We start from the raw sequence: 25,272 nt of genomic DNA, 5'->3' as shown, positions 1-25,272 counted from the left end.
TTGAGGCCTGATTTCACGCCATGCGCCGCTTTTCCCAACGCAACTCGCTGGTGACTTTGAGCGATCTCAACATCACCCCCTTGCTCGATCTGGCGTTCGTGCTGCTCATTATTTTCGTCATCACCACTCCGCTGCTCGATGGAAGCCTTGAGTTGAAGCTGCCCAAGGGCGGCCATTCGGACAAACCCCGCCGCAAGGAGGATTTCAAGACCGTCGAGGTCTCTCGCGCCGGGGAATATGTCATGGGGGGCACCCGGCTGACTTTCGAGCAACTCGAAGCCGCTCTGGCCAAAGAGAGGCAATTGAATCCGCGCCTGGCGGTTTTCGTCCGAGGCGACAAGTCCACGCACTACGAAAAAATGTTCGTCTTGTTCGAAATGCTTTCGAAACGAGAAATTCCGATCAGTCTGGCGGGCAATCCCAACGAGCGTCGATGAACCGGCTGCAAAAGAAATGCTTGGTGACCTCCGCGTTGCTTCACGTGGTGCTCATCGGATCCGCCATCGTGGGCTCCGCGTTCCTCGATCAACAGCCGCCGGAAGAGAAGTATCCACTCCTCGAGATCATCCCGTTCAAGACCACCGACGAACTCTTCTCCGGCGGTGGGACCCCCAACGCGCCACCACCCAACGTGCGTCCGGATGTGCCGCCTTTGCCTCCGCAAGCGCCCGTCGAGACGCCGGTCCGCGCTGCTTCCGATCCCCCCCCACCGGTCGAGCCGGAGCCCCGGAAAGAAATACCTCCTGTGGAAAAGCCGCTCGAGCGGAAGAAAGTTTCCGAACCCGCGCCGGAGCCCAAGAAGATTCCGGAAGTGAAGGACGATCCGGACTCGATATTGCCCAAGAAGAACAAAAAGGACACGACTTCCAAGGATCCCGAGAGCGCCAAAACCGCGTTGAAGGAGAAGAAGGAGATTAAAGTCAATTTGGATTTGGCGAAGCGATTTCCCGCGGATGCGAAGGCGGATCGGGAGAAGAAGCGTCGAGAGGAAGAGGCCAAGGCGGCGGCGGCTCAAGCCGCGCGGCAAGCCGCGGCGGAGAAAGTGGCGACAGAGCGCGCGGCCAGCATTCGCGGGGCGGTGTCCGCGCTTTCGGGCAAATTGAGCAAGGGCACTTCGGTGGAGATCCCGGGCGCCGGAGGTGAGGCTTACGCCAATTATAATTCCGTCGTTCGGACGGTGTACGACAATGCCTGGCAGGATCCTGGCGACGGGGTGGACGAGTCGTTGACCGTCGTGGCCAGCATTGAGATTCGGCGTGACGGAAGCGTGGCGATGGATCGAACCTTCATCACGCGCCGTTCGGGTAACGACGCCCTGGATCGGTCGGTGCAGAAGGCGCTTGATCGAGTGCGTTTCGTGGCGCCCTTTCCGGAGGGGGCGAAGGATGAGAAACGGACGTTTCGGATACGATTCAACTTGCGGGAAAAACGAATGAACGGATGAAAAAGCGATTGATGTTGCAGGTGCTGGCGTGGGTGTCCCTGGTCCTGGGGGTGAGGGCCGCCGAGGAGATCGACATTGAACGATTGGCCGGCGGGGTGAAGACCATTCCGATCTCGCTCAGTGGATTCACGGGCGAGGTGGAATCCGTGTTGAAGTTCGACTTGGAGATTTGCGGGTTCAGCGTCGTGGCCGCCGACAAGGCTCAATACTGGGTGTCGGGATCGAACGGTGCCAGCCTTGTGGGTCGCGTGACCGATCGGGTCAGCAAGGCTCAGGTGCTCGGACAGGAATATCGCGGCGCGTCGCCGCGCACCCTGGCGCATACTTTCGCGGATGACATCATCGAGAAATTGACGGGCGTGAAAGGCATTGCGAGGACGCGCATCGCTTTCAAAGGTGATTTTGGCAAGACGAGCGAGATTTTTGTGGCGGATTACGACGGACACGGGGCGCGAGCAGTCACGTCTGATCAATCCATTGTGGCGGCGCCAAACTGGGGTGCGGGTCGCAAGGTGCTTTGTTTTACGTCCTACATGAAGGACAATCCGGACGTTTATGTTTATTATCCGGCCTCGGGCGAGCGCCGGATCTTGGCCCGGTATTCGGGGTTGAACACGAGCCCGGCCATCTCGCCGGACGGTTCGAAAGTGGCGCTTATTTGCAGCAAGGACGGGAGTCCTGACGTTTATGTGTGTGACATGGATGGGAAGAATCTTCGCCGTGTGACCCGGACCAAGGAGTCCGAATCGTCTCCGTGTTGGTCGCCGGATGGACGGACCTTGTGTTTTTCGTCCCAGGTGGGTGGGCGCGCGGCACTTTACAAGATCTCGGCGGAAGGCGGGGAAATGCGGCGGGTGTCGACGGTTGGGGTGGGTGGAAACTTGACTGAGCCGGACTGGTCGCCGGACGGCAAGTGGATTATTTTCACATCCCAGACGGGTGGTTTCGACCTTTGTATCGTTCCGGCTCAGGGAGGTGAGGCCAAAGTGTTGGTGGCGGGTGAAGATCCCTCTTGGGCGCCCAATTCACGGACGGTTGTTTTTACGCGGCGGGTGGGAGGTGGCAAGAGAGTCCTCTCTTTGCTTGACGTTCCCACCAAACGCGTCAAAGATATCGCGCGCATCTCGGGAAGCTCTTCGCAGCCGAGTTGGGGCAGGTAAGTTCTTCCATTTCAAAAGTTTAAGACGACAACATGAAACGCATTGGTTTGATTCTCCCGGTGGCGTTGTGCATCTTCGCACTGGGAATGACGGGGTGCAAACGCACGTTGAAAGGCCCAACCCCAATTCCCGGGCAAAGGGCGCAAGTGCCCAGGACGGGTGATGAAGGTTTTCCGCCGGTGGGACGTGGTCCTGTGGTTCCGGGCGGGGACGACGCGTCGCGAACGACCCGAATCGGGGCCAATCCGGATGGGACGTTTTCCGCTACGGGTTTGGAAGAATTTGAGGGGATGTTGAAGGATCCGGCAGCCCTGGCGAATTACACCGTTTACTTCGATTTTGACCGGTTTAATGTCAAGGCTTCGGAGCGCTCGAAGGTTGAAGCGGTTGCGGCGCAATTGAAAGGGGACATGGCGAACAAATTGCTCATTGAGGGGCATTGCGATTCGCGTGGGACGGAGGAATATAACCGGTCTCTCGGAGAGAGGCGGGCGCAATCTTTGCGGGAGATGCTGGCGCATTTAGGGGTGGGACCGGAGCGGATTCGCACCTTGAGCTACGGTGAGGACAAGCCGGCCGTGCAAGGAGAAAACGAGGAAGCCTGGGCGAAGAATCGCCGCGGCGAGTTCATTCTGCTTCGGCCCAAGCCGCAATAGGGGGCCAAAGGAAGCTTTACGGCTGATCCTGATTGCGGTACTGTAACCGTAAGTTAGAATGATTCTATGAATGCAATTTCACTGGCGTTTCTGAGTGTGGGGGGATGGCAGGTTGTCCTCATCCTGGTTGTGGTGCTCATCCTTTTTGGCGGTCGCAAGATGCCGGAGTTAGCCCGCGGGCTGGGCCAATCGATCAAAGAGTTCAAGCGCGCCACGCGGGATGCGCAGGATGAGATCCATCGAGCCATTGATGATGACCTCCATCATCAGCAGTATCAACAATCTCAGACTTCTCAGTCCTCGGCTTCTGCTGCTTCGGCCAAGGGTGCTCCTTCTGCGGCGTCCGGCACGCCGGTCGCCGGCACGGGTGCGACCACGCCTGCCCAAGACGTTCGCAAGGCCTAGGGGGCGGCTGAGGGGTATCAAGCATGGCGACTGAACCGGAGGGACCGCCCTTAGATGTCGAAGAGGAAGAGGGCGGACCGGTAAAGTCTTTTTTTGAGCATTTGGAGGACCTGCGATGGGTCTTCATCCGGTGTGCCACGGTCCTCGGCATCTCGATGCTCGTCTGTCTGATTGCGGGCAATTGGCTTGTTAATGTTCTGAAGTGGCCGCTGGGGAGGGCTACGATCACACCTGCGGGGACGAATCAGCAGGTCCATGTTTCGATCGGAACCAATATCGTCGGCAGCCTGCGATTGGGAACGAATCGTTTGGGGACGCTTGATCTCGGCCAGGCACCGGACATCACGCTGAATTTGGTGGCGTTGCCTTTGCCCGGTTCGACGAACACCTTCCTGGCGTTTCAGCTTCAGACCAACAACGTCCCTCCGAAGAAAACCCTCGCGGAGCGGGTTGAATTGCTCAACCTCAATCCGGCCGGCGGGTTTTATGTGGCTTTCCAGGTGGCGATTTACGGCGGGTTTGTCCTGGCGGCTCCCTTTGTCTTGTATTACGTCGGCATGTTCATTTTGCCCGCGCTGAGGCGGAGTGAGAAGAAGCACATTTTGCCTGGATTTGCGATTGGCACGCTTCTCTTCGCGGGAGGCGTTTCGTTTTGTTATTTTGTGATGATGCCTCTGGCGCTGGGGGCTTCGGTCAAGTATTCCGAATGGTTGGGGTTTTCGGCGAATCAGTGGCGCGCGGAGGAGTATATCAGTTTTGTCTGCAAGTTTTTGCTGGGCATGGGGCTGGGATTTGAGCTGCCGGTGGTGATTCTCACGCTGGTGAAGCTGGGCATCCTTTGCCACGAGCAACTCGCTGGTTTTCGCCGGTACATGATTGCGATCAATCTGGTGTTGGGTGCCGTGCTGACAACGCCTGAAGTCTTGACGCAAGTGATGATGGCCATTCCTTTGCAGATTCTTTACGAGATCAGCGTGTGGATCGCCTGGTATTGGGAGAGGCGCGACCGGAAACTCGCATTGCAGGACGCGACCAGCACGGATGATTTCGTGAGCCGCGGTTGAGGGCTGAAGTCCGTGCTCCGCGACGGGTTAGAGGAGCGATGCTTGCGGGCATGGCTGCTTGATTGGGTGGGGGAGAAAGGCGCATGATGCGGGGCGCATGCATTCCCATGAATTGTTGAAGGAGGTTTTTCGCCAGTCCAGTGCCAAGCAGATCGCTGCGGAGATGGGGCTCTCGCTTTCGATGGTTTACAAATGGGCGGAGCCGCCCGACGACGTTTCAGGCAGCGGGGCGGCAAATCCATTGGACCGCGTGGCCGTGCTGCAACGCTGTGCCCAGGATCATCGCATCACGCAATGGATTTGCCAAAAGGCAGGGGGATTTTTCATCAAGAATCCGGCCACCACCCATCCGCACCCGGATTGCTTGATTCCGGCCACCAACGAGATTTTGCAGGAATTCGCGGATCTGTTGTCGGTGATTGCGGCGGCGGCGGGAGATAATCACATCACCCCGGACGAGGCGAAAAAAATCCGCGCCCGCTGGGAAGATCTGAAGAGTGTGACGGAAGCGTTCGTGCGTTGCTGCGAGCAAGGCAATTTTATTCCGATGCAGTCAGGCGCTCTGGCGCGATCCAAGTCAGTGCAGGGACCGGCGTGAACCCGGGAACGAGGTGAAACTTCGAGCGCAGCCTGGGCGGATGGGTCCCGCGGATAGCGAAGCGTTATCGAAGCCGGGCCGGTTTGTGGCTGGCCTGGTTTTTCGGATCTTGCTTCTGGCGTGGATTGCATTTCCGTTTTGTCCCGAAGCGTCGGATTATTTTGGAATTCGGGTGGTGGACGAGGAATCGGGGCGCGGCATTCCGCTGGCGGAGTTGTCTTCCGTCCATCAGGTGAAGCATTGGACGGACAGTCAGGGGTGGGTGGCGATAGGGGAGCCGGGATGGAGAGGGAGAGAGGTTTACTTTCATTTGCGGAGCGACGGTTACGAGATTCCGAGGGATGGCTTCGGTTATGCGGGATTCAAGGTGCGCGTTCTTCCGGGCCAGAGGCACACGGTTCGGATGAGGCGCACGCAGTTGGCGGAGCGGATGTATCGCATCACGGGGGAGGGCATTTATCGGGATTCGGTGCTGCTGGGATTGAAGGTTCCGATTCGCGAGCCTTTGTTGAACGGCCTGGTGTTGGGGCAGGACACGGTCATTGCCGTTCCGTTTCGCGGACGATTGCACTGGTTTTGGGGAGACACGGAGCGATTGAGCTATCCCTTGGGCCATTTCGGAGCGGCGGGCGCCACGTCGGCCTTGCCGGGAAGCAAGGGATTCGACGTTGAGCGGGGCATTGAGTTGTCCTACTTCGTGGATGGAGGCGGATTTTCGCGTCCGATGTGTCCGGAGCCGAATCATGGACTGCGCTGGATCGAGTCCGTTTTCACCCTGGAGCATGGAGGCCGGGAGCATTTGATGGCGAGGGTGGCCCATCACAAGGATTTGGGGCCGGCGCTGGGATGGTATCTGATGAAATTCGACGAGAAGCGAGGCGGGTTCGAGGTGGATACGGCGTGGGATTGGCATGAGGGCCATGATTCCGCGCATCCTTTCCAGCATCGGTGCCAGCAGAAGGATTACCTTTATTTGTATCCCAATTACCGCGTCCTGGCTGAGTTGGAGGAGGTGCGGCGGTTGGAGCGGTATGAAGCGTGGACCTGTGTGGCTGGCGACGGGAAGTTGAAGGGAGAACTGACCGAAATCGACCGGGACTCCTCGGGAGCGGCGGTGTATTCGTGGAAGCCGGGCGCGGATCGGTTGCACAAGGGCCGGTTGCGGGAATTGACGCGGTGGGGAAAGATCAAGCCGGAGGAGCAGTGGTTGCGACTGCGGGACGTGGACTCGGGGAAGGAAGTCGAGGGTGGTCGGGGATCGGTGGCGTGGAATGCCCATCGGAATCGGTGGATCATGCTGGCCTCGGGCGAAGCGGGGGAGATCTGGTATTCCGAGTGCGAGCAGCCGACGGGTCCTTGGACGCAAGCGAAGAAGGTGGCTTCGCATCTGGACTATAATTTTTACAATCCCGTGCATCATTCTTTCCTGGATCGGGAGGGAGGCCGCGTCATTTATTTTGAAGGCACCTACACCGCCTCTTTCTCGAGAGCCCAATCGAAGACACCGCGCTACGACTACAATCAAGTCTTGTATCGACTGCGGCTGGACGATTCGCGCCTGCGGTTTTCGGGGACGGGCTTGGGGGTGAAGTAAAGGATTGGCGATGGAACGGGTTTTGGGGGAGCATCGGCCGCATGCAAATGACGCCGCCTGACTTCGTTTCCGTTCCTGACGCGCAAGGGCGTTTTGGACCTTACGGGGGACGCTATGTGCCGGAGACGCTGATGCATCCCCTGCAGGAGTTGGAAGCGGAGTACGGGAGGGCGATGCAGGATCCGAAGTTTCGGGAGGAACTCGATTACTACCTCCGGGAATTTTGCGGACGTCCGACCCCGTTGTACTTGGCGGAGCGGTTAACCCGGGAACTGGGAGGCGCGCGGGTTTATTTGAAACGCGAGGATCTGCTGCATACGGGGGCGCACAAGATCAACAACGCCATGGGTCAAGTCCTGTTGGCGCGGCGCATGGGCAAGACGCGGATTATTGCGGAGACGGGAGCGGGCCAGCACGGGGTCGCGACGGCGACGGTATCCGCCATGTTTGGACTCAAGTGTGTGATCTACATGGGAGCGGTTGATTGCGAGCGGCAGGCGTTGAATGTGTTCCGCATGAAGATGCTGGGGGCGGAGGTTGTCCCGGTGAAGGCGGGGCAGCAGACGTTGAAGGAGGCGGTGAACGAAGCCATGCGCGACTGGGTGACCCACGTGAGGCACACGCATTACATTTTGGGAACAGCCTATGGCGCGCACCCGTATCCGGTGATGGTGCGTTCGTTTCAACGTGTGATTGGTGATGAAGCGCGCCGCCAGATCCTCGCGAAGGAGGGGCGCCTGCCGGACTTGCTGGTGGCCTGCGTGGGCGGCGGTTCGAATGCCATCGGCTTGTTTTATCCGTTCCTGACCGACCCGGGTGTGCGCATGGTCGGGGTTGAGGCGGGCGGCGAAGGCATTGAGCCGGAGAAACACGCGGCGCGATTTCAAGGCGGGTCGCTCGGGGTTTTGCAAGGCACGCGCTCGTATATTTTGCAGGACGAATTTGGACAGATTCAATCCACGCACAGTGTGTCCGCGGGTTTGGATTACGCGGCGGTGGGGCCTGAACACGCCTGGTTGAAGGATGCCGGGCGGGTGGAGTATTCCTACGCGACGGATGAGGAGGCGCTGGGGGCATTCATGAAACTGGCGCGGATCGAGGGGATCATTCCGGCCCTTGAGTCGTCGCATGCGGTGGCGGAGGCGCTGAAGCGGATTCCGCGCATGGATTCCCGAGCCGTGGTGATCGTGAATTTGTCGGGCCGCGGTGACAAGGACGTCGCGCAGGTTGCCGCGAAGATTCAGCTCTGAGGCGCCGATGAAATCGATGACGGGATACGGACGGGGCGAAGCCGCGGCGAACGGATGCAAGGCGACGGTGGAGTTGAGCGCGGTCAACCGGAAGCAGGCGGAGTACGCCATCAATTTGCCGAATGGCCTGGACGCGCTGGAGTCGCGGGTGCGGGACGAGTTGGCCGCGCGGATTTCCCGGGGGCGAGTGAACGCCAAGATTGTGTGCCAGGAAGGCGTGGGGGGGACGGGTGGGGTGCGGGTCAATCGGGAATTGGCCAGGGCCTACGCGTTGGAACTTGGGGCGCTGGCGCGCGAGCTGGGATTGGAAGGAGGCGTGACGCTCGAGCAGTTATTGCGTGTGCCCGGGGTGTTGCAGCCGCCGGAGGGGGCGGAGGAAATCGAGCGCTGGTTCCCGCTTGTGCAGGAGGCCTTGGGCGATGCGTTGGCGGCCTTGGTAGGCATGCGGGAAGCCGAGGGGCGTCATCTAGAGGAGGATTTGAAAGGGCGGGTGGAGACGATGCGCGCGGCGGCGGCGCGGGTGCGGGCACAGGCGCCGAAGGTTCTGGAGCGGTATCGGGAGCAACTGCGTGAGCGCATCCGAAGTGCCGGGCTTGAACTTCCCGCGCACGATGACGATCGCTTGCTGAAAGAGGTGGTCATCTTTGCCGATCGCTCGGATCTCTCGGAGGAACTCGCCCGCCTGGACAGCCACTTTGCCCAGTTTGAAACGATCGCGAAGTCGGGCGAGCCCGTGGGGCGCGCGCTGGATTTTCTGGCGCAGGAGATGAACCGGGAGATCAACACCATCGGATCGAAGGCGAATGATGCCGCGATTGCCCGCGAGGTGGTGGTGTTGAAGACCGAATTGGAAAAGTTCCGGGAGCAGGTCCAAAATGTCGAATGAGTTCGCCAGAGTGTTTCTGGTCCTTTCCGCTCCTTCGGGAGGCGGCAAGACCACGCTGATGAAGCGGTTGCTGGAGCGCCGGGCGGATTTGCGCCGGGCGGTGACGTGCACGACACGGGCTCCCCGGGGTGGAGAAAGGGACGGGGTGGAATATCATTTTCTGAGCCCGGAGGTTTTCGAGGCGAAGGTGGCGGCGGGTTTGTTTCTCGAGCATGCCACCGTGTATGGGAACCAGTACGGCACCCTGGCGAGTGAGGTTTTCGAAAGGATGGATGCTGGATTTGACGTCGTGTTGAGCGTGGATGTGCAGGGAGTGCGATTGATCCAGGCGCGGGCGCGGGCCGCGGAACAGGCGAGATTGAGGCGGGCCCTGGTGACCGTGTTTCTCACTCCGGGGGAGCCGGCAGAACTGGAGCGTCGATTGCGGGCGCGGGGGGAGGACGCGTTGGAAGTGGTGGAACGGAGGCTGGCCATGGCCAAAGAAGAGGTCGCGTGCTGGCCGACCTTCGATTATCTTCTCGTCAGCGGTTCGATGGACTGCGACGCGGCACGACTGGAGGCCATTCTGGAAGCCGAGAAGCTGCGCGTGTTCCGGTCCGGACCGCTGACCTCCTGGAGGTGAGCGGGCGGGGGACGGAACCGACAACGAAAGACATGACCATGAGCGAGAAATGCGTGGTGCAAGCCGTGACGGGATCGATCGCGGCTTGCAAGGCGGTGGAGATCACGAGCTTGCTTCGTCAGCAGGGCCTCAAAGTGCGGGTGGTCATGACCCGTGACGCGCAGCGATTTGTGACGCCCTTGCCCTTCAAGACCCTTTCCCGCAATCCGGTCATCACGGATTTGTACGACGAGGAAGAGGGGTGGTGTCCTTCGCACGTGCGAGCGGCGGATGAGGCATCGTTGTTGTTAATCGCGCCGGCGACCGCGCAGACGCTGGCGAAACTGGCCCATGGGCTGGCGGATGACGCGCTGGGCTGCGTGGCGCTGGCGATGGAACCCGGCAAACCGGTGCTGGTGGCCCCTGCCATGAATGGCAAAATGTGGGCCCATCCGGCGACGCAATCCAATGTGGCGCTGCTGCGCTCGCGAGGAGTGGAGTTTATCGGACCGGATGAGGGCATGCTTTCATGCGGCTATGAAGGCGCGGGCCGGTTGACGGAACCTGCGGTCATTGTGCGGAGGGTTATGGAACGGTTGGGCTGAGCTGCTGCGCGCCACGCCATGGACTTGACGGGCAAGGCGGAGCGGGAATGGGCCGGGTTGCTGGCGAGGCTCGCGAAGTGGCAGGCCCTGCGGTTGCGATCCTCGCCCCCGGCCGGGGCGGTGGCGGACCGGATTCGGTTCATTGAGCGGGGGCTGCTGGTGCCGGTGAAAGCGGTGTTCTTGCTGCTTTCGATCTATCTGCTTTTTTTCTCCAATTGGTACGAGGGCCTGACCTTGCCGAGGGCGGAAGCGCTGCAGATGGTTCGCTCGTTTACGCTGATCTATTTTTTCCTTTGTGTGGGTTCCAGCGCCTTGATTTTGGGCATGGACCAGGTTCCGTTCGAATGGGTGCGCCGGTCGGTTTTTGCGATGTCGATGGTGGACGGTGTATTCCTCGGGGGGTTGACGGTGGTTTCCGGAGGGTTTGAGAGTTTGGTTTACTGGGTGTTTATCGGGCTGTTGATTCGGAACGCGTTGATCATTCCGGAGGGGATACCGCAGGTGGTCGTGAATTTGATGACCTGCTTTTATTACACGCTGGCGGGGTTGTTGGAGAATTCGGTGGGGGACGCGGAGGCGGACTTGATCGGGTCGATTTCGCCGTATGGCACCACGGATGTGGGGATGGGTGAGTCTGCGGAGCCCGTGGTGTTGAGGGTGGTCTTGCTGTTGTTGGTGACGGCGTGCGGTTACGGGGTGCAGGTGTTGTTTGACAAGGAGCGGTTGGTGGAGCGGGAGGCGGACGCATTTGCGCAGCGGCAGGCCCAATTGCAGACCGCGGGGCGGTTGGCGGCGGAAATCGCCCATCAGTTGAAGAATCCGCTGGGGATCATCAACAATGCCGCCTACACGCTGCAGAGGGTGGCGAAGGATGCGGACCCGAAACTGCTGCAGCAGGTGGAGATCATTCGGGAGGAAGTCCAGCGTTCCGATCGGATCATTACGGAGTTGATGGGATACGCGCAACTGGTCGAGGGCCGGGTGGAGCGGTTGGATTTGAACGTCGAAATCGAGCGGGCGGTGGCGAGTGTGTTTCCTTCCGGCGCGGGTTACACCGTGGAAGTGGACCGTTCGCTGGCTCGGAATTTGCCGCCTTTGATGATGCAGCGGGCGCATTTGGGGGAGGTTTTGGGGAATCTGCTGCAGAACGCGCGGGAAGCGTTGAAGGGCCGGGGCCGCGTTTCCGTCTCCTCCTCCTACACGGAGGGATTTGCGGTGGAGGTGCGCATTGCGGACGACGGGCCTGGGATTGATCCCGGATTTCGGGAGAAGATTTTTGAGCCGTATTTTACGACGAAGGAGAAAGGGACGGGGTTGGGGCTGGCGATTGTGAAGCACAACGTGGAATTGTACGGGGGCAAGGTTTCCGTCGAATCCGAGCTTGGAAAGGGCACGGCCTTCATCCTAAGTTTGCCCGCGGGAACGATGATGAAGCTGAGGTAATGAGCGTTGTGTTGCCCCCCATTCTGTTCGTCGATGACGAAAAGAACATGCGTGTTTCGTTAGAAAGCGTGATGTTGTCGGAGGGGTACGCCGTCCGTTCCGTGGAATCGGCGGAGGAAGGGTTGAAGGTGTTGGAGCATGAAGAGTTCTTCATGGCGATCACCGACGCGCGTCTGGGAGGGATGAGCGGATACGAGTTGCTGGAGCGGGTGCGGAAGCGGCGTCCGGATTTTCCCGTGTTGATGATTACCGCGTTCGCGACGCCGAAGTTGGCGGTGGAAGCGATCAAGGCGGGGGCCTTTGATTATTTGGCCAAGCCGTTTGCGCCCGAGGAGTTGCTGCATGCGGTGGGCCGGTGCGCCGACCGTTACCGGTTGTTGAAGGAGAACGAGGCTTTGCGGGCCAGAATTCGCGAGCCCTATCGGCTGGAGCAGATCATCGGCGAGTCGCCGCGGGTGCAGGAGCTGAGGCAATTGATCGAGACGGTGGCGCCCACGCAAGCGACGGTGCTCATTCTCGGGGAGAGCGGCACGGGCAAGGAACTCATCGCGGGTGCCCTGCATACCTTGAGCCAGCGACGGCAGGGGCAGTATGTACGCATCAACTGCGCGGCCATCCCGGAGACCTTGTTGGAAAGCGAGTTGTTCGGGCACGAGAAAGGGGCATTCACCGGGGCGTTGAGGCAGAAGACCGGGCGGGTTGAGGAAGCCGACGGGGGCACGATTTTTCTGGATGAAATCGGGGACATGAGCCGTCCCTTGCAGGCCAAGCTCCTTCGGTTTCTCGAAGACGGGACCTTTACCCGGGTGGGAGGGAACCAGGAATTGCGCGTCGATGTGCGCCTCATTGCGGCCACGAATCGGGACATCATTCAAGCCATCCGTGAAAACCAGTTCCGGGAGGATCTTTATCACCGGTTGAACGTTGTTCAGTTTCGTCCGCCCGCTTTGAGGGAGCGAGGGCGGGACGTGATTCTGCTGGCGGGTCATTTTTTGAAACAGTTCGCGCGCACCATGAACCGGTCCATCACCGGACTCGCGAAGGACGCGGAGACGAAGTTGATGGCCCATCACTGGCCGGGCAACGTGCGCGAGTTGCGCAACGTGATGGAGCGCGCCGTGATTTTGGAGTCAACGCCGACGATCCAGCCCACCAGTCTGCCGGACTTCGAACTGGAGACCAAGTTGCGGAAACCGGGAGGTCCGGAAGCGGTTCCCTTGGGTTCGCTGGACGACTCCGTGATGCAGTTCGAGCGGGACTTGATCCTGGCGACCCTGAATCAATTTCATTTCAATCTCTCGAAGGCCGCCGAGCAGCTCAAGCTGAGCCGGCATGCGTTGCGTTATCGGATGCAGCGGCTTAATCTTTCCCCGGGAGCCGACGGCGACACGGAACCTTCGACGACCAAAGCGTGATGTTCATGAAACGTTGTTTTTGTCTTGCTGCGTTACCCGTCCTTGCGCCGACGGTGTGGGCCGCGCTGGATGTCATTCCGTCGGCCCGAGCCACGGGCTCCCGCGGGGGCAGCGTGCTGATGGGGGATCTGGGGTGGGTGATCCTGGCGGCCTTGGGAATCGGGGTCGTGCTGGTTCTGTGGGCGAAGTATCTGCGGAAGCCGTCCGGGAGTTCCTCCTCAGGCGCCTGGCGCACCTCGTCAGGGCGTTCCCGGTCGAGGGTTGGAGAGGAGAGCCCTCTTCGGAAGGAAGAAGTCGAGGAGGAAGATGGTGAGGAGGAGAATACAGGGGAACGGGGAGAAGTCGTGACGCGGCGGCGGCGCAAGCGCAGACGGCAGCGCCGAGACCATCGGCCCCGGAATCCGACGCTGGCGGAGACCGGAGGACTTCCCCCCTTGAAGGACGGAACCACCCAGCCTCCGTTGCATTGAACGAGCCCGTTCACAGCCAGGCGATCACGGTTCAAAGCGCTTCGAATCTCGCGCTGGCCTTTGTCATTCTGCCCAAGCAGCAGCGGCAGGGCATGACGGCGCTTTACGCCTTCTGCCGCGCGGTGGATGACATCGCCGACGAGGATCAGGAATCGGTGGCGAACCGGCGCAGGAAGCTGGAGCGTTGGCGCGAGGGGGTGGCGGACGCCTGCCGTGGGCGGGAACCGGACTTGCCGGTATTGCGGGAGCTGTTTCCCGTGATTCAAAATCGGCGTCTACCGTACTCGTTGCTGGATGAATTGATCCAGGGGGTTGAAATGGATTTGGAGATCCGCCGCTACGAGAATTACCAGGAGTTGGAGTTGTATTGTTACCGGGTGGCCTCGGTGGTGGGATTGCTGAGCATCGAGATCTTTGGTTACACGGATCCCGGGTGCCGGGAGTATGCCGTGCATTTGGGCAAAGCCCTGCAATTGACCAACATTTTGCGCGACGTGCGCAATGACGCAGAGCGGGGACGACTGTATCTGCCCCTGGAGGAGATGCGCAGTTTTGGGGTCACCGAGGCTCAGATTTTCGAACGCCGCTACAGCGAATCCTACTGGAAAGTGGCTTCGTCGGTCGCCTCCAGGGCCGAGCACTTTTTTAATGCCGCGAGGGCCGCGCTGCCCGAGCGCGATCGGAGGTCGATGGTGGCCGCTGAGTTGATGGGGGCGGTGTATTGGCGGTTGTTCAGGAAGTTGCACGCGGCTCGGTTCGATGTGTTTGGACCTCGTCCCACGCGCGTGGGTTCGATGGCGAAGGCTTGTCTGATTTTGCGCGCCTGGCTGCGCGCGACCCTGGGCACCTTTTCGCCGAGTTACGGGACGGCGGGGTGAGACCTATAGCTCGCCGCCATGGCGATGACCAGGACCCTGATTGTCAACGCCGATGATTTCGGGCGGTCGACCGCGATCAACGCGGCAGTGAAGCAGGCTCATGTTGGCGGGATCTTGACTTCGGCGAGTTTAATGGCCGGCGGGGAGGCGTTTGAGGAGGCGGTGGAATGCGCAAGGCAATGTCCGCGGCTGGGGGTGGGGTTGCATTTGACCTTGGTCGATGGTTTTCCGGTGATGCCTCCCGAGCGGGTGCCGGGATTGGTGGATGCGACGGGGCGGTTTGGGGCGGATCCCGTGCGGGCGGGGTGGGAGTTTTTCTTTCGCCCTTCACTCCGGGTCCAGTTGGAGGCTGAGTTGGAGGCGCAGTTCACCAAATTTGCCTCGGCCGGGCTGGCTTTCGACCATGTCAATGGGCACCTGCACATGCATTTGCATCCGGTGGTGTTTGGGGTGGTGATGCGCCTGGCCTTGCGCTGGGGGGTGAAGGCGATGAGGCTGACGCGAGATCCCTTGAGTGGGAGTGCGGTCTTGGATCCGCGAGCGAATTCCTGCTCTCGTCGCGCGCTTCATGCCGCGGCGTTTGGTGTGTTGAGCGCGCGGGCGGAGCGCGTGTTGCGCCAGCACAGGTTCGCTTACACCGAGCGAGTGTTCGGTTTGCTCCAACACGGTCGAGTGGACGAGGATTATCTTTGCCGGCTGCTGCCGCGACTGGAGTTCGGCGAATCGGAGCTTTACTCGCATCCGTCCGTCGATGACTTTCGTTTTGAGTTGGAAGCGTTGACCAGCCCGCGGGTGAGGGAATTGGTGGAGCGATTCCAAGTGCGGCTGGCGAGGTACTCGGATTTGGTGTCATGAGCAAACTGGTTGCGGTGTTGTTGTTGGCCCTGCTCTTTGAAGCCGTCGGGGTGGTCTTCCTGAGCAAGGGTCTCAAAGCGGCGGGTCCTCCCGTGGCGATGACGATGCCGGAATTGGCACGCTGGATCGGGCGTCTGGCGACCCATCCTTCTATTCTCCTGGGTGTGGCTTTGGAGACGGTTTTCTTTCTGGGCTTGCTCTATCTGCTTTCCGAGGCGGATGTGAGCGTGGTCTGGCCGTTGACCGCGCTCGGTTTTGTGCTGACGACGCTGTCCGCCAAATTTCTCCTGGGTGAACACGTGAGCGCGGTTCGCTGGGCGGGGGTGTTGCTGATCGTGCTGGGCGCGGGATTGATCACCTGGAGCGAAAGGAGAGGTCAAGTTCCGGCGCCGGCGCGCTGGGCCCAGGTGACGGGACTTGCAGGTTCTGTTTCGCAACCCTTGTCCGATGCATCACCGACCGCCTCCCTCTCGTTACCACAAGAGGCTCACGGGAAAGCCGTCGAGAGCAAGGGGAATGATGGTCGCGACGCGTCGGGAGGATCGCGATGAGGAAGATGCGAACATCGATGCGGGTGTGGAGGGTCTTGGCGATGTTGGCCGCGATGGTGGTGGCGTGGTTGGAAGGCCGGGCTGCTTCCCATGGAATTCAGTTTTTTCGTTCTCAACATGGCGTGGCGTCCACGATGGTCAAGGGGTTGCCTTTCGATTTGAACGATACGCGCAACTTGCGCTGGCGTTCAGATTCGCCGCCAGGGCATTCGACACCTTTGGTCATGGGGAATCAGATTGTCGTGACCGGTTTTGATATGAGCCGGCGCCGGTTGGTGGTGAATTCGTTCGATCGTCAAACCGGCGGCAAGCGTTGGGAGTGGGAGGTGCCCGAAGTGCCTTTGGAGACGGTTCACCACACCACGGGAGGCGTGGCTCAGCCGAGTCCCGCGACGGATGGCGAGCGGGTGTTTGTTTTGTTTGGCAGTTACGGTTTGGTGGCGCTGGATGCCGGAGGGCGCCTGCTCTGGGAACGTCGCATGGGGCCTTTTCAGGACGAATATGGCGCCGGCAGTTCTCCCGTGATTGCGGGAGGGATGGTGGTGGTGCAGCAGGACCATGACACCGACAGTTTTCTGGCGGCCTACGACCGGAAGACCGGACATGAAAGATGGCGCACGTCGAGGCCGGACGCGGTGCGGAGCTATTCGACTCCGGTGATTTGGGAACGCGGGGGAAAGCCGGAGTTGCTGGTTGCAGGAGCCTTGGAGTTGGCGGGCTACGATCTGAAAACGGGCGAGAAGCAGTGGTGGACCCTTGGGTTGGCGAGGATTGTGATTCCCGTTCCAGTACCGTCCCAAGACCGGATTTACATGGCCTCGTGGGCACCTGGAGGCGATGCGGGCAGACGGATCGCGCTGGAGGATTGGACCGCCGCGGTGGGAAAGTGGGATCGGGATGGCGACGGCCGTCTCGCCAGGGGCGAAATCGGAAATCCGGAAGTGCTGGATCGCTTCTTTCGCATGGACCTGGACCAAAACGGCTGGCTCGAACGCAAGGAATGGGAGAGACATGCGGCCGTGTTTCAATCGGCTCGAAATGCATTGCTGGCGTTGCGCCCCTCCGTCAGCCGGGGGGAATTGCCCGCATCGGATCTCTTGTGGAGTCATCCGCGTGGAGTTCCTTATGTCGCGAGTCCGCTGGTGGATCAAGGCGTGCTCTGGATGGTGAAGGACGGGGGTATTGTGACTCAGATCGAAGCGGCAGGGGGCACGATGTTGAGGGAGGAACGGCTCCCGGGAATGGGAGCCTACTATGCGTCTCCCGTGGCGGCGGACGGGAAGGTTTATTTCTCGAGCGAGCAAGGGGTGGTGACCGTGATGGCCAACGAGCCGGGCTGGCGCTTGCTGGGATCTCGCGATTTCAAGGAGAAAATCTACGCAACTCCGGTTGCGTCGGAGTCTGGTCTGCTGATCCGCACGGTCCGAGCGTTGTATTCCTTCAAAGCGGCGGTGAACTAGTGTGCTCTTCATGAATTGGGTGGGCCTTTGCGGCGAAGGATTTTGGCCGTGGGCGGGGCGCGACGAAGGAGCCTATCTGCAGAGAGACGTGACTGAGGAGCAACGAAGCCCACGGCCGAAAGACTCGCCGCCCGAAGGGTTGCGCCGCTTTGGCGGTTCTGGCGTTGTTGCTCCTCGGTCACAGACCGCTGGCGGGTATGCTCCCTCGTCGCGCCTAGCCAGAACCGCCAAATCGGCGTAACAAATGCCCACCCAATTCATGAAGAGCACACTAGCGATGGGAACGGAAGCAGCGGAATGGGTGGTGTTGTTGCACGGCATGTGCCGGACCAGTCGTTCGATGCGGAAGATGGCGGGCGAGTTGGAAGCAGCCGGCTTTCGGGTGCTGAACTTCGATTACCCATCCAGGACGGCCTCGGTTGAGTCGCTGGCCAACACCTTTGTCGACCGGGCGGTGAGCGAATGCCGGAAACAGGGTGCCAGACGGATCTCTTTCGTGACGCATTCCTTGGGGGGAATCCTGGTTCGAAGCTACCTGAGCCGTCACGAGCTTCCCGAACTCGGACGTGTGGTAATGTTGGGACCCCCTAATGGTGGCAGCGAGGTCGTGGACCGCTTGGCAGGGCTTTGGCTTTTTGGAGCGTTGAACGGTCCGGCCGGGCGTGAACTGGGGACGGGCCGGGACTCGACGCCGATTCGATTGGGTCCGGTAACTTTTGAAGTCGGGGTGTTGGCCGGGGATCGATCCATCAATTGGATCAACAGTGGGATGATTCGAGGGCCCGATGACGGCAAGGTGTCGGTGGAAAGAACCAAGGTGGAAGGGATGTCCGGCCATCGCGTCGTTCACGCCACTCATCCTTTCATCATGCGCCATCCCGAGGCCATCCGGCTCACCGTGCACTTTCTTCGCCGCGGAACCTTTGATTGAGATGAAGGCACGCTGGAGCTGCGGCGCGCCGCGGGAGCGCGGATGCTTCGGAAGTTTCGGATCCTCCCGTTCCTCGTCACTCTTTTCACTGCCTGGCCTTGAAGCCGGGCGGTTGAAGAATTGGGTCCCGCGCCCGGTGACTGGCCGTGCCTCTCCAGGTTGTCGGTGATGCAGGTAGGGCGCGTCCGTCCCGGCGCGCCGCCGGAGCATGATGTTTTGCATCCCGTGGGCGGCGGGCTGGGACAGGCCCGCCCTACCAACAACATCCGGATACACGGGGGTCCTGGATGAGGACGTCAACGCACTTGGCGCGGCGTGAATCTTGCGATATGCTCGGTCCTTGTTACTTGATCTCGAGCCATGACCAAAACGGTATTCACTTCAGTTCAGATCCTTGATGGTACGGGGGCCCAACCTTATCCCGGGGAAATCGTGGTCGAAGGAAATCGTATCACCGAGGTGGCGCGCTTGCCCGCGCGCGTGACGCGCGATCAAGCGGATCTCGTTGAAGGTCGCGGCGCCACATTGATGCCGGGGTTGATTGAGTCCCATGCGCATCTGAGCATTGAGAATGCCGATGACCTCGCCAAGATCGGCATGATTCCTCCCGAGGAAACCACCCTGATTGCGGTGCGGAATGCGAAGCTCTACCTGGACTGCGGCATCACGAGCTGCATCAGTGCGGCGTCGGCGAAGCCACGAACGGATGTGGTCATCCGCAACGCCATCCAGAAGGGAGAGATTCCTGGACCCCGCCTCCTGGCGGCCAGTCCCTGGCTGACGGTGACCGGAGGGCTGGGCGACATGCGCACCCAGCACATGCCGCACATGAGCTCGATGGCGTTGGTCCTGGATGGACCGGAGGCCTTTCGGTCCCGGACCCGCGAACTCATTCGTGAAGGTGTGGACATCATCAAGCTTGTCATTTCGGGTGATACGTTCGTACCGCATGCCCCATCGCAGAGCACGGTGATGAGCGAGGCGGAGGTTGCCGCCGCTGCTGAAGTCGTGCATGCACATGGCAAGCGCATGAGCGCTCACGCGCGAAGCGCCGGTTCGGTCAAGCTGGCCGTGAAGTACGGGGTGAAGGTGATCTACCACGCGAACTATGCCGACGAGGAAGCGCTCGACTTGTTGGAGGCCAATAAGGATTGGGTCTTCGTGAGCCCCAACCTTGGTTTCACCGCGACGGCAGCCTACCACGGCTCGAAGTGGTTCACGGAACAGCAGGTTCAGGAATTCGGATTTCGCGAGGAACTGGAGGGGGCGGCTCGTGGCCTGAAAGAAATGAAAAAGCGCGGCATTCGGATTTTGGGCGGGGGTGACTACGGTTTTTTTGTGACGCCGCATGGCGACAACGCGCGCGACATCGAACACTTGATCCGTTACTGTGATTTCAACCCGATGGAGGCGATTCTGAGCATGACCCAGCACGGCGGTGCTGCCATGGGAATGCCCCTAGAATTAGGGCAAATTCAACCTGGTTTCCTTGCCGACCTGTTGTTGGTCGCTGGCGATCCGTTGGCCGATCCAGGCGTGTTGCTGGATCGCGGCAAGATGCTGGCGGTGGTGAAGAATGGCGAGTTTCATCGCCGGTCGGTTTAACCCCATGTCAAAGCTCTATCGGAGGCAGGCATGAACCCTCAAGCCGCTAAAGCTGCCGCGGAGTGCATCTGGCAGGCTTGGACGGAGGAAAGACGCATCGACGCGATTCCGGAATCTTTTCGACCCCGGAGCCGCGCGGAGGGCTACGCTGTGCAACGTCAATTGGCCGAGGTCTCCGGCCAAGCCACGCTCGGATGGAAAATTGCTGCTACCAGCCAGGCGGGACAGGCGCATCTACGAGTGGACGGGCCGCTGGCTGGACGGTTGCTGGCTGGTCGTGTGGGGGCCGACGGTGCCTCGATTCGGTTGGGAAACAATGGTATGCGCGTCGCCGAAGCCGAATTCGCTTTTCGTCTTCGGCGTGATTTGCCGTCCCAGGCAAGCCCCTACGAGTTCGATGAGGTCTTGGAGGCCATTGATACGCTGCATCCTGCCATTGAAGTTCCGGATTCGCGTTTTCGCGACTTCTGTGCGGTGGGTGATGCCCAACTCATCGCGGACGACGCGTGCGCCTTCCAGTTCGTGCTGGGCGAACCGGTGCGCGATTGGCGCCATCTCGATCTTGCCACCCACGTGGTCCGGGTGCTGATCAATGGGGTTCCCATGCGAGAAGGGAAGGGGGCCAATGTTTTGGAGGATCCGAGGCGGGCCATGCACTGGATCGCGAACGAACTCCGCGTTTACGGTCCGGGATTGCGCTCGGGGGACATCGTGACGACGGGAACCGCGGTCGTTCCGGTCGCGATCGAGCCTGGCTGCCGAGTCTTGGCGGATTTCGGTTCGCTGGGTCAGGTGACGACAATGGTTGTGTGAACGCGGGCAACCTCGAGAATCATTTCGAGTTGAAGGGGTATTGAGCATCAGTTGTGAATTTCAATCGATGAGCAGGAACAAACGTCTTCATATCGACGGCGGCCAGTCCTTCGTCCCCAACCCTTTCGCGGCTCTCCGTCACGAGGGTCTGCCTTCCGGAGGTGAAACATCGCCGGCCGAGGCTGGGAGACGGTCGGCGGAAGAAGGTCCCAGACCTCAGAAGAACCGCGGACGGGTGGACATCATTCGTCAGACGGCGCATCGAGGGGGCAAGACGGTGACGGTCGTCAGCGGATTCACCGGTATCGGGTTGCCTGAGAAAGAGTCGCTTGCGAAGACCATGCAAAAAGCCTGCGGCACCGGGGGCACGGTGAAGGAGGGCGGATCGAAATTCAGGGCGACAAGCGTCAGGAAGTGGCCCGCATCCTTGTCGAAGCCGGATTCCGTCCGGTCTTTGCCGGAGGATAGGTTTCGGTTGCTGAGCAGGTGGACCGGTGAGATCGTCGCTGCGCTCCTCAACCACCGGCTTATCGCTGGCTAGCCTCCGGCTTGCGACTGAGCCGCTTCACGTCACTTTGGTCTCACATCCCTTTTGCATCCGTCCCGCATCTCCCGCTTGGGGTCAGGATGTCTGGGCGTAATTTCGAGTCGCCCAGGCAGGCTTTAGCCGCTGCCCTCGGCGATGAGGGGCCTTTGCTTTGATGGCGTGACGCTCGCCAACGGGGCCGGAGCGAATTCAATAAAAACTTGTGTCGGTGGAAAAGCTCACAACCCAGCCGGAGTTTTTGTTCGCCGGCTTTGTGATCGCGGGGTCAAATTGTTTGGACGACTTCCAGATCACACGCCCGTCTCCGTAGAGGTGGTGCATCCCAGCAAATGAACTCAGAGTGCGCGAGCCCTTCCATCCGTTTGCTCCATGGTTGTAATAGTATTGTCGATCAGCATTCCAGGAGAAGAGTTGATCAGCCATAAGCAGTCGGTCTGCGAGCAGTTCGTTGGCTGTCAAATCCTCCGGCTTGCTCGCGGTTCCTGCCGCAAAAGTGTCGACGCGTGCAAAATAGGAATAGCTGGTTGAGACATATCCCCAGACTTTGCCCTGTTCGGCCACGGCTTTGGCATCGGGCACTTTGGTGCTTGGGCACCACCAAATGCCTCCCACATTGAGCGGTTCGAGGGTGACTCCAGTCACGTAGGGAGCCATCTTCTCGAGGTTGATGAATTTGTGACCGTCCGGGCCGGTTGCCGATTTTACGTTGATGACCGAGGGAAGTCGAAAGGTGCCACTCGGGCTGACGGTTGCGAGCAACGACTTGTGATCGAGCGCATAGAGTGAGGTCGCCATGCCGAACTGACGCAAGTTCGAAATACATTTCGCTCTTCTGCCCTGTTCCTTCGCCTTGGACAAGGCGGGCAGCAACATTCCTGCGAGAATGGCGATGATCGCGATGACAACGAGCAGCTCGATAAGGGTGAAACCACCTCGCTTCGTGGGAACGGTTGCCACGGCCTTTCGCCGCGCCTGGAGGGATCGACGATCTAAGGAAAACATTTCAGGAACGTCGTGGCATTGGGCTGAAAGTGCCAGACCCACAAGGCATTGTCAAGGGAGCGATTGATCTCAAGATCGCGGACCGTGTATCCCTATGTTGTTGGTAGGGCGGGCCTGTCCCAGCCCGCCGCCCACTGGATGCAAAACATCATGCTCCGGCGGCGCGCCGGGACGAGCGCGCCCTACCTGCATCACCGGCAACATCGGGATGCACCGGATCGCGGACCGTGCATCCACAGGTGGTGGTGAGTTGCGCGGCGTTCACGCCGCTTCAGGGCGTATCTTCAAAGGGGCATGGCCGGTTCAAGGGGCAAGGGTCGAGAGCGAAGGCATCTACCCAGGGCGTGCCATGGAACGGGAGGAGATCGCCGCGGCCAATGGGCGCGAGCGGAAGCGCCGTGAACGGCGCCCCCCCGACAACTTGCAGGTGCGCCGGATCGCGGAGCGTCAAACAGAAGATGCCTATCAACTACAGAAAGCCCTGGTCTTTTGCGTCCGGAGGTTTCGGCCTTAACGACAAGCATGAACCTATAAGAACCATGTCTAATTCTATTCCGAAAAGGGGTCAGCCGCGCATATCCGTATGATTTTGTCCTGGTTCATCTCTCCTCAGGCTTGCGCAGGCATGGCGCGGCGTAGCCCGTCGCGCCCATGTTCAACCGCCGGGCAAGCCAGTCCAGCGTCAGCGTCGTTTCCCGCGCCGGCGGCGGTTCAGGGCGTGGTCCATGGCTGGAGGGCTTGAACGTGAAGTAGGCGGGCCAGGCGCGTAGCGTGCGGACGGGCACCTCTGTCGTCACTCCAAAAACATTTGATGATGTGGGACCCCTTTCACTTTCCGGGGATGCCGCTATTTCTCGCCGGCCTTTTCCAGCACCCGGATCCCGGGGGCCGCGCCGGCGCCGGGACCTTCCACGGTGTTCTCATCCACCCAAGCCGACGCTCGTGGGCGATGAACTTCGAAGCGATGCGCGGAACTCCAGGCGAAGCTTCCTCCCGCGGGTTGTTCCATCGAAAAGTCTCATAAGATTTTGCGTCGATCCCTTTGGCGAGGGACGGCTCATTATTTGTGAAAGGGAAAGTACTTCCAAAGCGTCACCCCGTTGCACCACTTTGGACCGCTCAAGCTTGGCGGCGAATACCATGGGAAGAGGAGAAGGGCCGCGAGGGAGCAACTCAAGAGAACCAGAATGAAGGTTCGGAGATGGCCTGAACAAGAAGGATGGGTTAGCCCTGCCGTCAAGAGCTTCGCCAAGGCGTACTCCAGCGTGCCGTAGACGAGGAGGTGGGCAGCGGCGAGGAAGAATCCGAAAAATCCGCCGGCGGCGATGGAAACGTAGGCGGCCAGGGGTATCCAGCCCTCGGCGAAGACAAACCACCCGTAGGTCGGGAGAGTGAATGCCAAGGCTGTGAAGATCCACCGGCTCATAGCACTCTGTGGATACTGCAAGACAATGCGTGCGGCTGCCATCGGAAATTTTTCCTGGCCAATCGAGGCTTGACCACTTCCGGAAGCGATACCACTTTGGCTTCGTGCCATTCAAAACGTTACTTTCCCTCGGTGTCCTTTTCGGCGCGATGACGGTGACTTGGGGGGCTGATCCTGAACGGTCGGTGGTTCAAGTCTTCACCTTTTCCCAGCCGCCTCAATGGGACTCGCCCTGGCGGTTTCAATCCGTGCAGCGGGGGAGTGGCACCGGCTTCCTCATTAAGGGGAAGAAGATCATGACCAACGCCCACGTGGTGGCATGGGCCCGGCAGATCTTGCTCAAGCGGTATCAGGATCCGCGGCCCTATCCCGCCAAGGTCTCGTTTGTCGGGCACGACTGCGACCTCGCGATTTTGGAAGTGGAGGATGAGCGATTCTTCAACGGGCTGTATCCATTGGAGCTGGGCGAGTTGCCGAAGGTGCGCTCGACGGTGGTGACCTATGGCTATCCGGCCGGGGGCGAACAGATTTCCTACACCCGAGGCGTGGTGTCGCGGATCGAACTCCAGAATTATGTTCACATTGGAAACCGCAGTTTTCTCAGTGTGCAGACCGATGCGGCGATCAATCCGGGCAACAGTGGCGGACCGGTGATTCAGGACGACAAGGTCGTCGGGGTTGCCTTCATGGGTGCGCCGGGCCTGGAGAACACGGGCTTTTTCATTCCCACCCAGGTGGTGAATCACTTTTTGAAGGACGTGGAGGATGGCACGTATCACGGATTTCCGCAGGCCGGCATTCGTTTCACGCCGTTCCAGAACCCGGCTTACCGGCGCGCCCTCAAGCTGCCGGACGACGACCGGGGGGCTCGGATCGACGGGTTGCTGCCGATTCCCTCGACCGAGGAGTTGCTGAAGGAGGAGGACGTGATTCTGAACGCGGGCGGATTTGACGTGGCGAGCGACGGCACGGTGCTTTATCAGGACAACCGGGTGAGCATGGCCTTGGCGTTTCAGATGGGCCAGCATGGCGAGTCCGTGCCTCTCCGGATTTGGCGGGACGGAAAAGCGATGGAAGTGAAGCTCCCCGTGAAGGTGTATGACGCCGACAAGGTCACGGGGAATCAATACGACGTTCTGCCCCGCTATTACGTCTATGGTGGTTTGGTGTTTGTCCCTTTGAGCTTGGATTATCTCAAGACGTTCGGACGGAATTGGTCGGATTCCGCGGCCGCGGAGTTGGTTTACGATCTCTATTACCGCAAAGTCGAATCGCCGAAGACCACACGCCAGGAGCCGATTGTGCTTGCGTCCGTGCTGGCTCATTCGGTCAACGCCAATGTGAAACTTCAGCCGCGCAGCATGATCAACCGGATCAATGGGATTCGCATTGAGAAGCTGGAGGATGTGATTCGGGCCTTTGCCTCGGCCGAATCGGAGTTTCACGTCATTGAGGCTATTCCTAATAATACCATCGACTGTCTGAACCGGGCGGAAGTCGAGAAGGCGAATCCGGATATTCTCCGCGCTTACAACATCACGGACGATCGGCGGTTATGATGGGTTCCATGGGTTCCAAGCTCGAAGCCTGTCGCCGAGGCGCAGGGGCTGTCC

Annotated in this window: 26 protein-coding genes and 1 pseudogene; 24 read left to right on the top strand and 3 right to left on the bottom strand. The window is 60.1% G+C overall.

Annotation, left to right across the window (positions count from 1 at the left end; translation table 11 throughout):
• Positions 1-20 precede the first annotated feature (20 nt).
• From FJ404_00215 to FJ404_00105, 23 genes and pseudogenes are all read left to right on the top strand, one after another.
• Entirely contained in the window at positions 21-437 is a 417-nt protein-coding gene (locus FJ404_00215) for a hypothetical protein (protein ID MBM3821312.1), read from the top strand.
• On the top strand, positions 434-1,444 hold the full coding sequence (locus FJ404_00210) for a TonB family protein (GenBank protein ID MBM3821311.1): 1,011 nt from the start codon (positions 434-436) through the stop codon (positions 1,442-1,444). The genes FJ404_00215 and FJ404_00210 overlap by 4 nt, the downstream gene beginning before the upstream one ends.
• On the top strand, positions 1,441-2,604 hold the full coding sequence (locus FJ404_00205) for a hypothetical protein (GenBank protein ID MBM3821310.1): 1,164 nt from the start codon (positions 1,441-1,443) through the stop codon (positions 2,602-2,604). Before FJ404_00210 ends, FJ404_00205 begins: the two co-directional genes overlap by 4 nt.
• 32 nt (positions 2,605-2,636) lie before the next feature.
• Complete coding sequence (locus tag FJ404_00200) at positions 2,637-3,260, top strand: hypothetical protein (GenBank protein ID MBM3821309.1); 624 nt, start codon at positions 2,637-2,639, stop codon at positions 3,258-3,260.
• 66 nt (positions 3,261-3,326) lie between these two features.
• Complete coding sequence (gene tatA / locus FJ404_00195) at positions 3,327-3,665, top strand: twin-arginine translocase TatA/TatE family subunit (protein ID MBM3821308.1); 339 nt, start codon at positions 3,327-3,329, stop codon at positions 3,663-3,665.
• Between the two features lie 23 nt (positions 3,666-3,688).
• Positions 3,689-4,729 carry a twin-arginine translocase subunit TatC gene (tatC, locus tag FJ404_00190; GenBank protein MBM3821307.1) on the top strand — a complete coding sequence of 347 codons (1,041 nt, stop codon included), beginning with the start codon at positions 3,689-3,691 and terminating at the stop codon, positions 4,727-4,729.
• A 97-nt stretch (positions 4,730-4,826) separates the two neighbouring features.
• Positions 4,827-5,327 carry a hypothetical protein gene (locus FJ404_00185; GenBank protein MBM3821306.1) on the top strand — a complete coding sequence of 167 codons (501 nt, stop codon included), beginning with the start codon at positions 4,827-4,829 and terminating at the stop codon, positions 5,325-5,327.
• A gap of 13 nt (positions 5,328-5,340) precedes the next feature.
• Entirely contained in the window at positions 5,341-6,921 is a 1,581-nt protein-coding gene (locus tag FJ404_00180) for a DUF4185 domain-containing protein (protein ID MBM3821305.1), read from the top strand.
• Positions 6,922-6,962: 41 nt separating this feature from the next.
• Positions 6,963-8,171, top strand: a complete 1,209-nt coding sequence (trpB, locus tag FJ404_00175; GenBank protein ID MBM3821304.1) for a tryptophan synthase subunit beta — start codon at positions 6,963-6,965, stop codon at positions 8,169-8,171.
• Between the two features lie 16 nt (positions 8,172-8,187).
• A complete protein-coding gene (locus FJ404_00170; protein ID MBM3821303.1) occupies positions 8,188-9,057 on the top strand; it encodes a YicC family protein in 870 nt (289 codons plus the stop codon).
• Complete coding sequence (locus tag FJ404_00165) at positions 9,047-9,679, top strand: guanylate kinase (protein MBM3821302.1); 633 nt, start codon at positions 9,047-9,049, stop codon at positions 9,677-9,679. Before FJ404_00170 ends, FJ404_00165 begins: the two co-directional genes overlap by 11 nt.
• Before the next feature lie 38 nt (positions 9,680-9,717).
• Positions 9,718-10,263, top strand: a complete 546-nt coding sequence (locus FJ404_00160; GenBank protein ID MBM3821301.1) for a phosphopantothenoylcysteine decarboxylase — start codon at positions 9,718-9,720, stop codon at positions 10,261-10,263.
• Between the two features lie 18 nt (positions 10,264-10,281).
• Positions 10,282-11,706 (top strand): hypothetical protein, encoded by a 1,425-nt coding sequence (locus FJ404_00155; protein ID MBM3821300.1) that lies wholly within the window; start codon positions 10,282-10,284, stop codon positions 11,704-11,706.
• The gene (locus tag FJ404_00150; GenBank protein ID MBM3821299.1) at positions 11,706-13,121 is read left to right on the top strand and encodes a sigma-54-dependent Fis family transcriptional regulator; all 1,416 of its coding nucleotides are present in this window, start codon (positions 11,706-11,708) and stop codon (positions 13,119-13,121) included. Before FJ404_00155 ends, FJ404_00150 begins: the two co-directional genes overlap by 1 nt.
• Before the next feature lie 5 nt (positions 13,122-13,126).
• On the top strand, positions 13,127-13,591 hold the full coding sequence (locus tag FJ404_00145; GenBank protein ID MBM3821298.1) for a hypothetical protein: 465 nt from the start codon (positions 13,127-13,129) through the stop codon (positions 13,589-13,591).
• Positions 13,588-14,469 carry a presqualene diphosphate synthase HpnD gene (hpnD, locus tag FJ404_00140; protein MBM3821297.1) on the top strand — a complete coding sequence of 294 codons (882 nt, stop codon included), beginning with the start codon at positions 13,588-13,590 and terminating at the stop codon, positions 14,467-14,469. The genes FJ404_00145 and hpnD overlap by 4 nt, the downstream gene beginning before the upstream one ends.
• A gap of 18 nt (positions 14,470-14,487) precedes the next feature.
• The gene (locus FJ404_00135; GenBank protein ID MBM3821296.1) at positions 14,488-15,324 is read left to right on the top strand and encodes a ChbG/HpnK family deacetylase; all 837 of its coding nucleotides are present in this window, start codon (positions 14,488-14,490) and stop codon (positions 15,322-15,324) included.
• Positions 15,321-15,875: a hypothetical protein gene (locus tag FJ404_00130; protein ID MBM3821295.1), complete on the top strand. Its 555-nt coding sequence runs from the start codon at positions 15,321-15,323 to the stop codon at positions 15,873-15,875. The genes FJ404_00135 and FJ404_00130 overlap by 4 nt, the downstream gene beginning before the upstream one ends.
• Positions 15,872-17,335, top strand: a complete 1,464-nt coding sequence (locus FJ404_00125; protein ID MBM3821294.1) for a hypothetical protein — start codon at positions 15,872-15,874, stop codon at positions 17,333-17,335. Before FJ404_00130 ends, FJ404_00125 begins: the two co-directional genes overlap by 4 nt.
• A 277-nt stretch (positions 17,336-17,612) precedes the next feature.
• Positions 17,613-18,266, top strand: coding sequence for an alpha/beta fold hydrolase (locus FJ404_00120; protein MBM3821293.1), 654 nt, complete (start codon positions 17,613-17,615; stop codon positions 18,264-18,266).
• Positions 18,267-18,626: 360 nt separating this feature from the next.
• A complete protein-coding gene (locus FJ404_00115) occupies positions 18,627-19,871 on the top strand; it encodes an amidohydrolase family protein (GenBank protein MBM3821292.1) in 1,245 nt (414 codons plus the stop codon).
• A gap of 30 nt (positions 19,872-19,901) precedes the next feature.
• Complete coding sequence (locus FJ404_00110; GenBank protein ID MBM3821291.1) at positions 19,902-20,684, top strand: hydratase; 783 nt, start codon at positions 19,902-19,904, stop codon at positions 20,682-20,684.
• Positions 20,685-20,751: 67 nt separating this feature from the next.
• Positions 20,752-21,152: pseudogene (locus FJ404_00105) on the top strand (translation initiation factor).
• A gap of 268 nt (positions 21,153-21,420) precedes the next feature.
• Here the strand turns inward: FJ404_00105 and FJ404_00100 are convergent.
• From FJ404_00100 to FJ404_00090, 3 genes are all read right to left on the bottom strand, one after another.
• The gene (locus FJ404_00100; protein MBM3821290.1) at positions 21,421-22,233 is read right to left on the bottom strand and encodes a type II secretion system protein; all 813 of its coding nucleotides are present in this window, start codon (positions 22,231-22,233) and stop codon (positions 21,421-21,423) included.
• 599 nt (positions 22,234-22,832) lie between these two features.
• Complete coding sequence (locus tag FJ404_00095; protein MBM3821289.1) at positions 22,833-23,030, bottom strand: hypothetical protein; 198 nt, start codon at positions 23,028-23,030, stop codon at positions 22,833-22,835.
• Between the two features lie 263 nt (positions 23,031-23,293).
• Complete coding sequence (locus FJ404_00090) at positions 23,294-23,701, bottom strand: hypothetical protein (GenBank protein MBM3821288.1); 408 nt, start codon at positions 23,699-23,701, stop codon at positions 23,294-23,296.
• Between the two features lie 107 nt (positions 23,702-23,808).
• Between FJ404_00090 and FJ404_00085 the strand changes: the two genes are divergently transcribed.
• The gene (locus tag FJ404_00085) at positions 23,809-25,218 is read left to right on the top strand and encodes a trypsin-like serine protease (protein MBM3821287.1); all 1,410 of its coding nucleotides are present in this window, start codon (positions 23,809-23,811) and stop codon (positions 25,216-25,218) included.
• The last annotated feature ends 54 nt before the right edge of the window (positions 25,219-25,272 follow it).

The sequence above is a fragment of the Verrucomicrobiota bacterium genome (genome assembly GCA_016871495.1).
GTDB lineage: Bacteria > Verrucomicrobiota > Verrucomicrobiia > Limisphaerales > VHDF01 > VHDF01.
The sequence above is the reverse complement of the archived record's forward strand: the minus strand, read 5'-3'. Positions and strand labels throughout refer to the sequence as shown.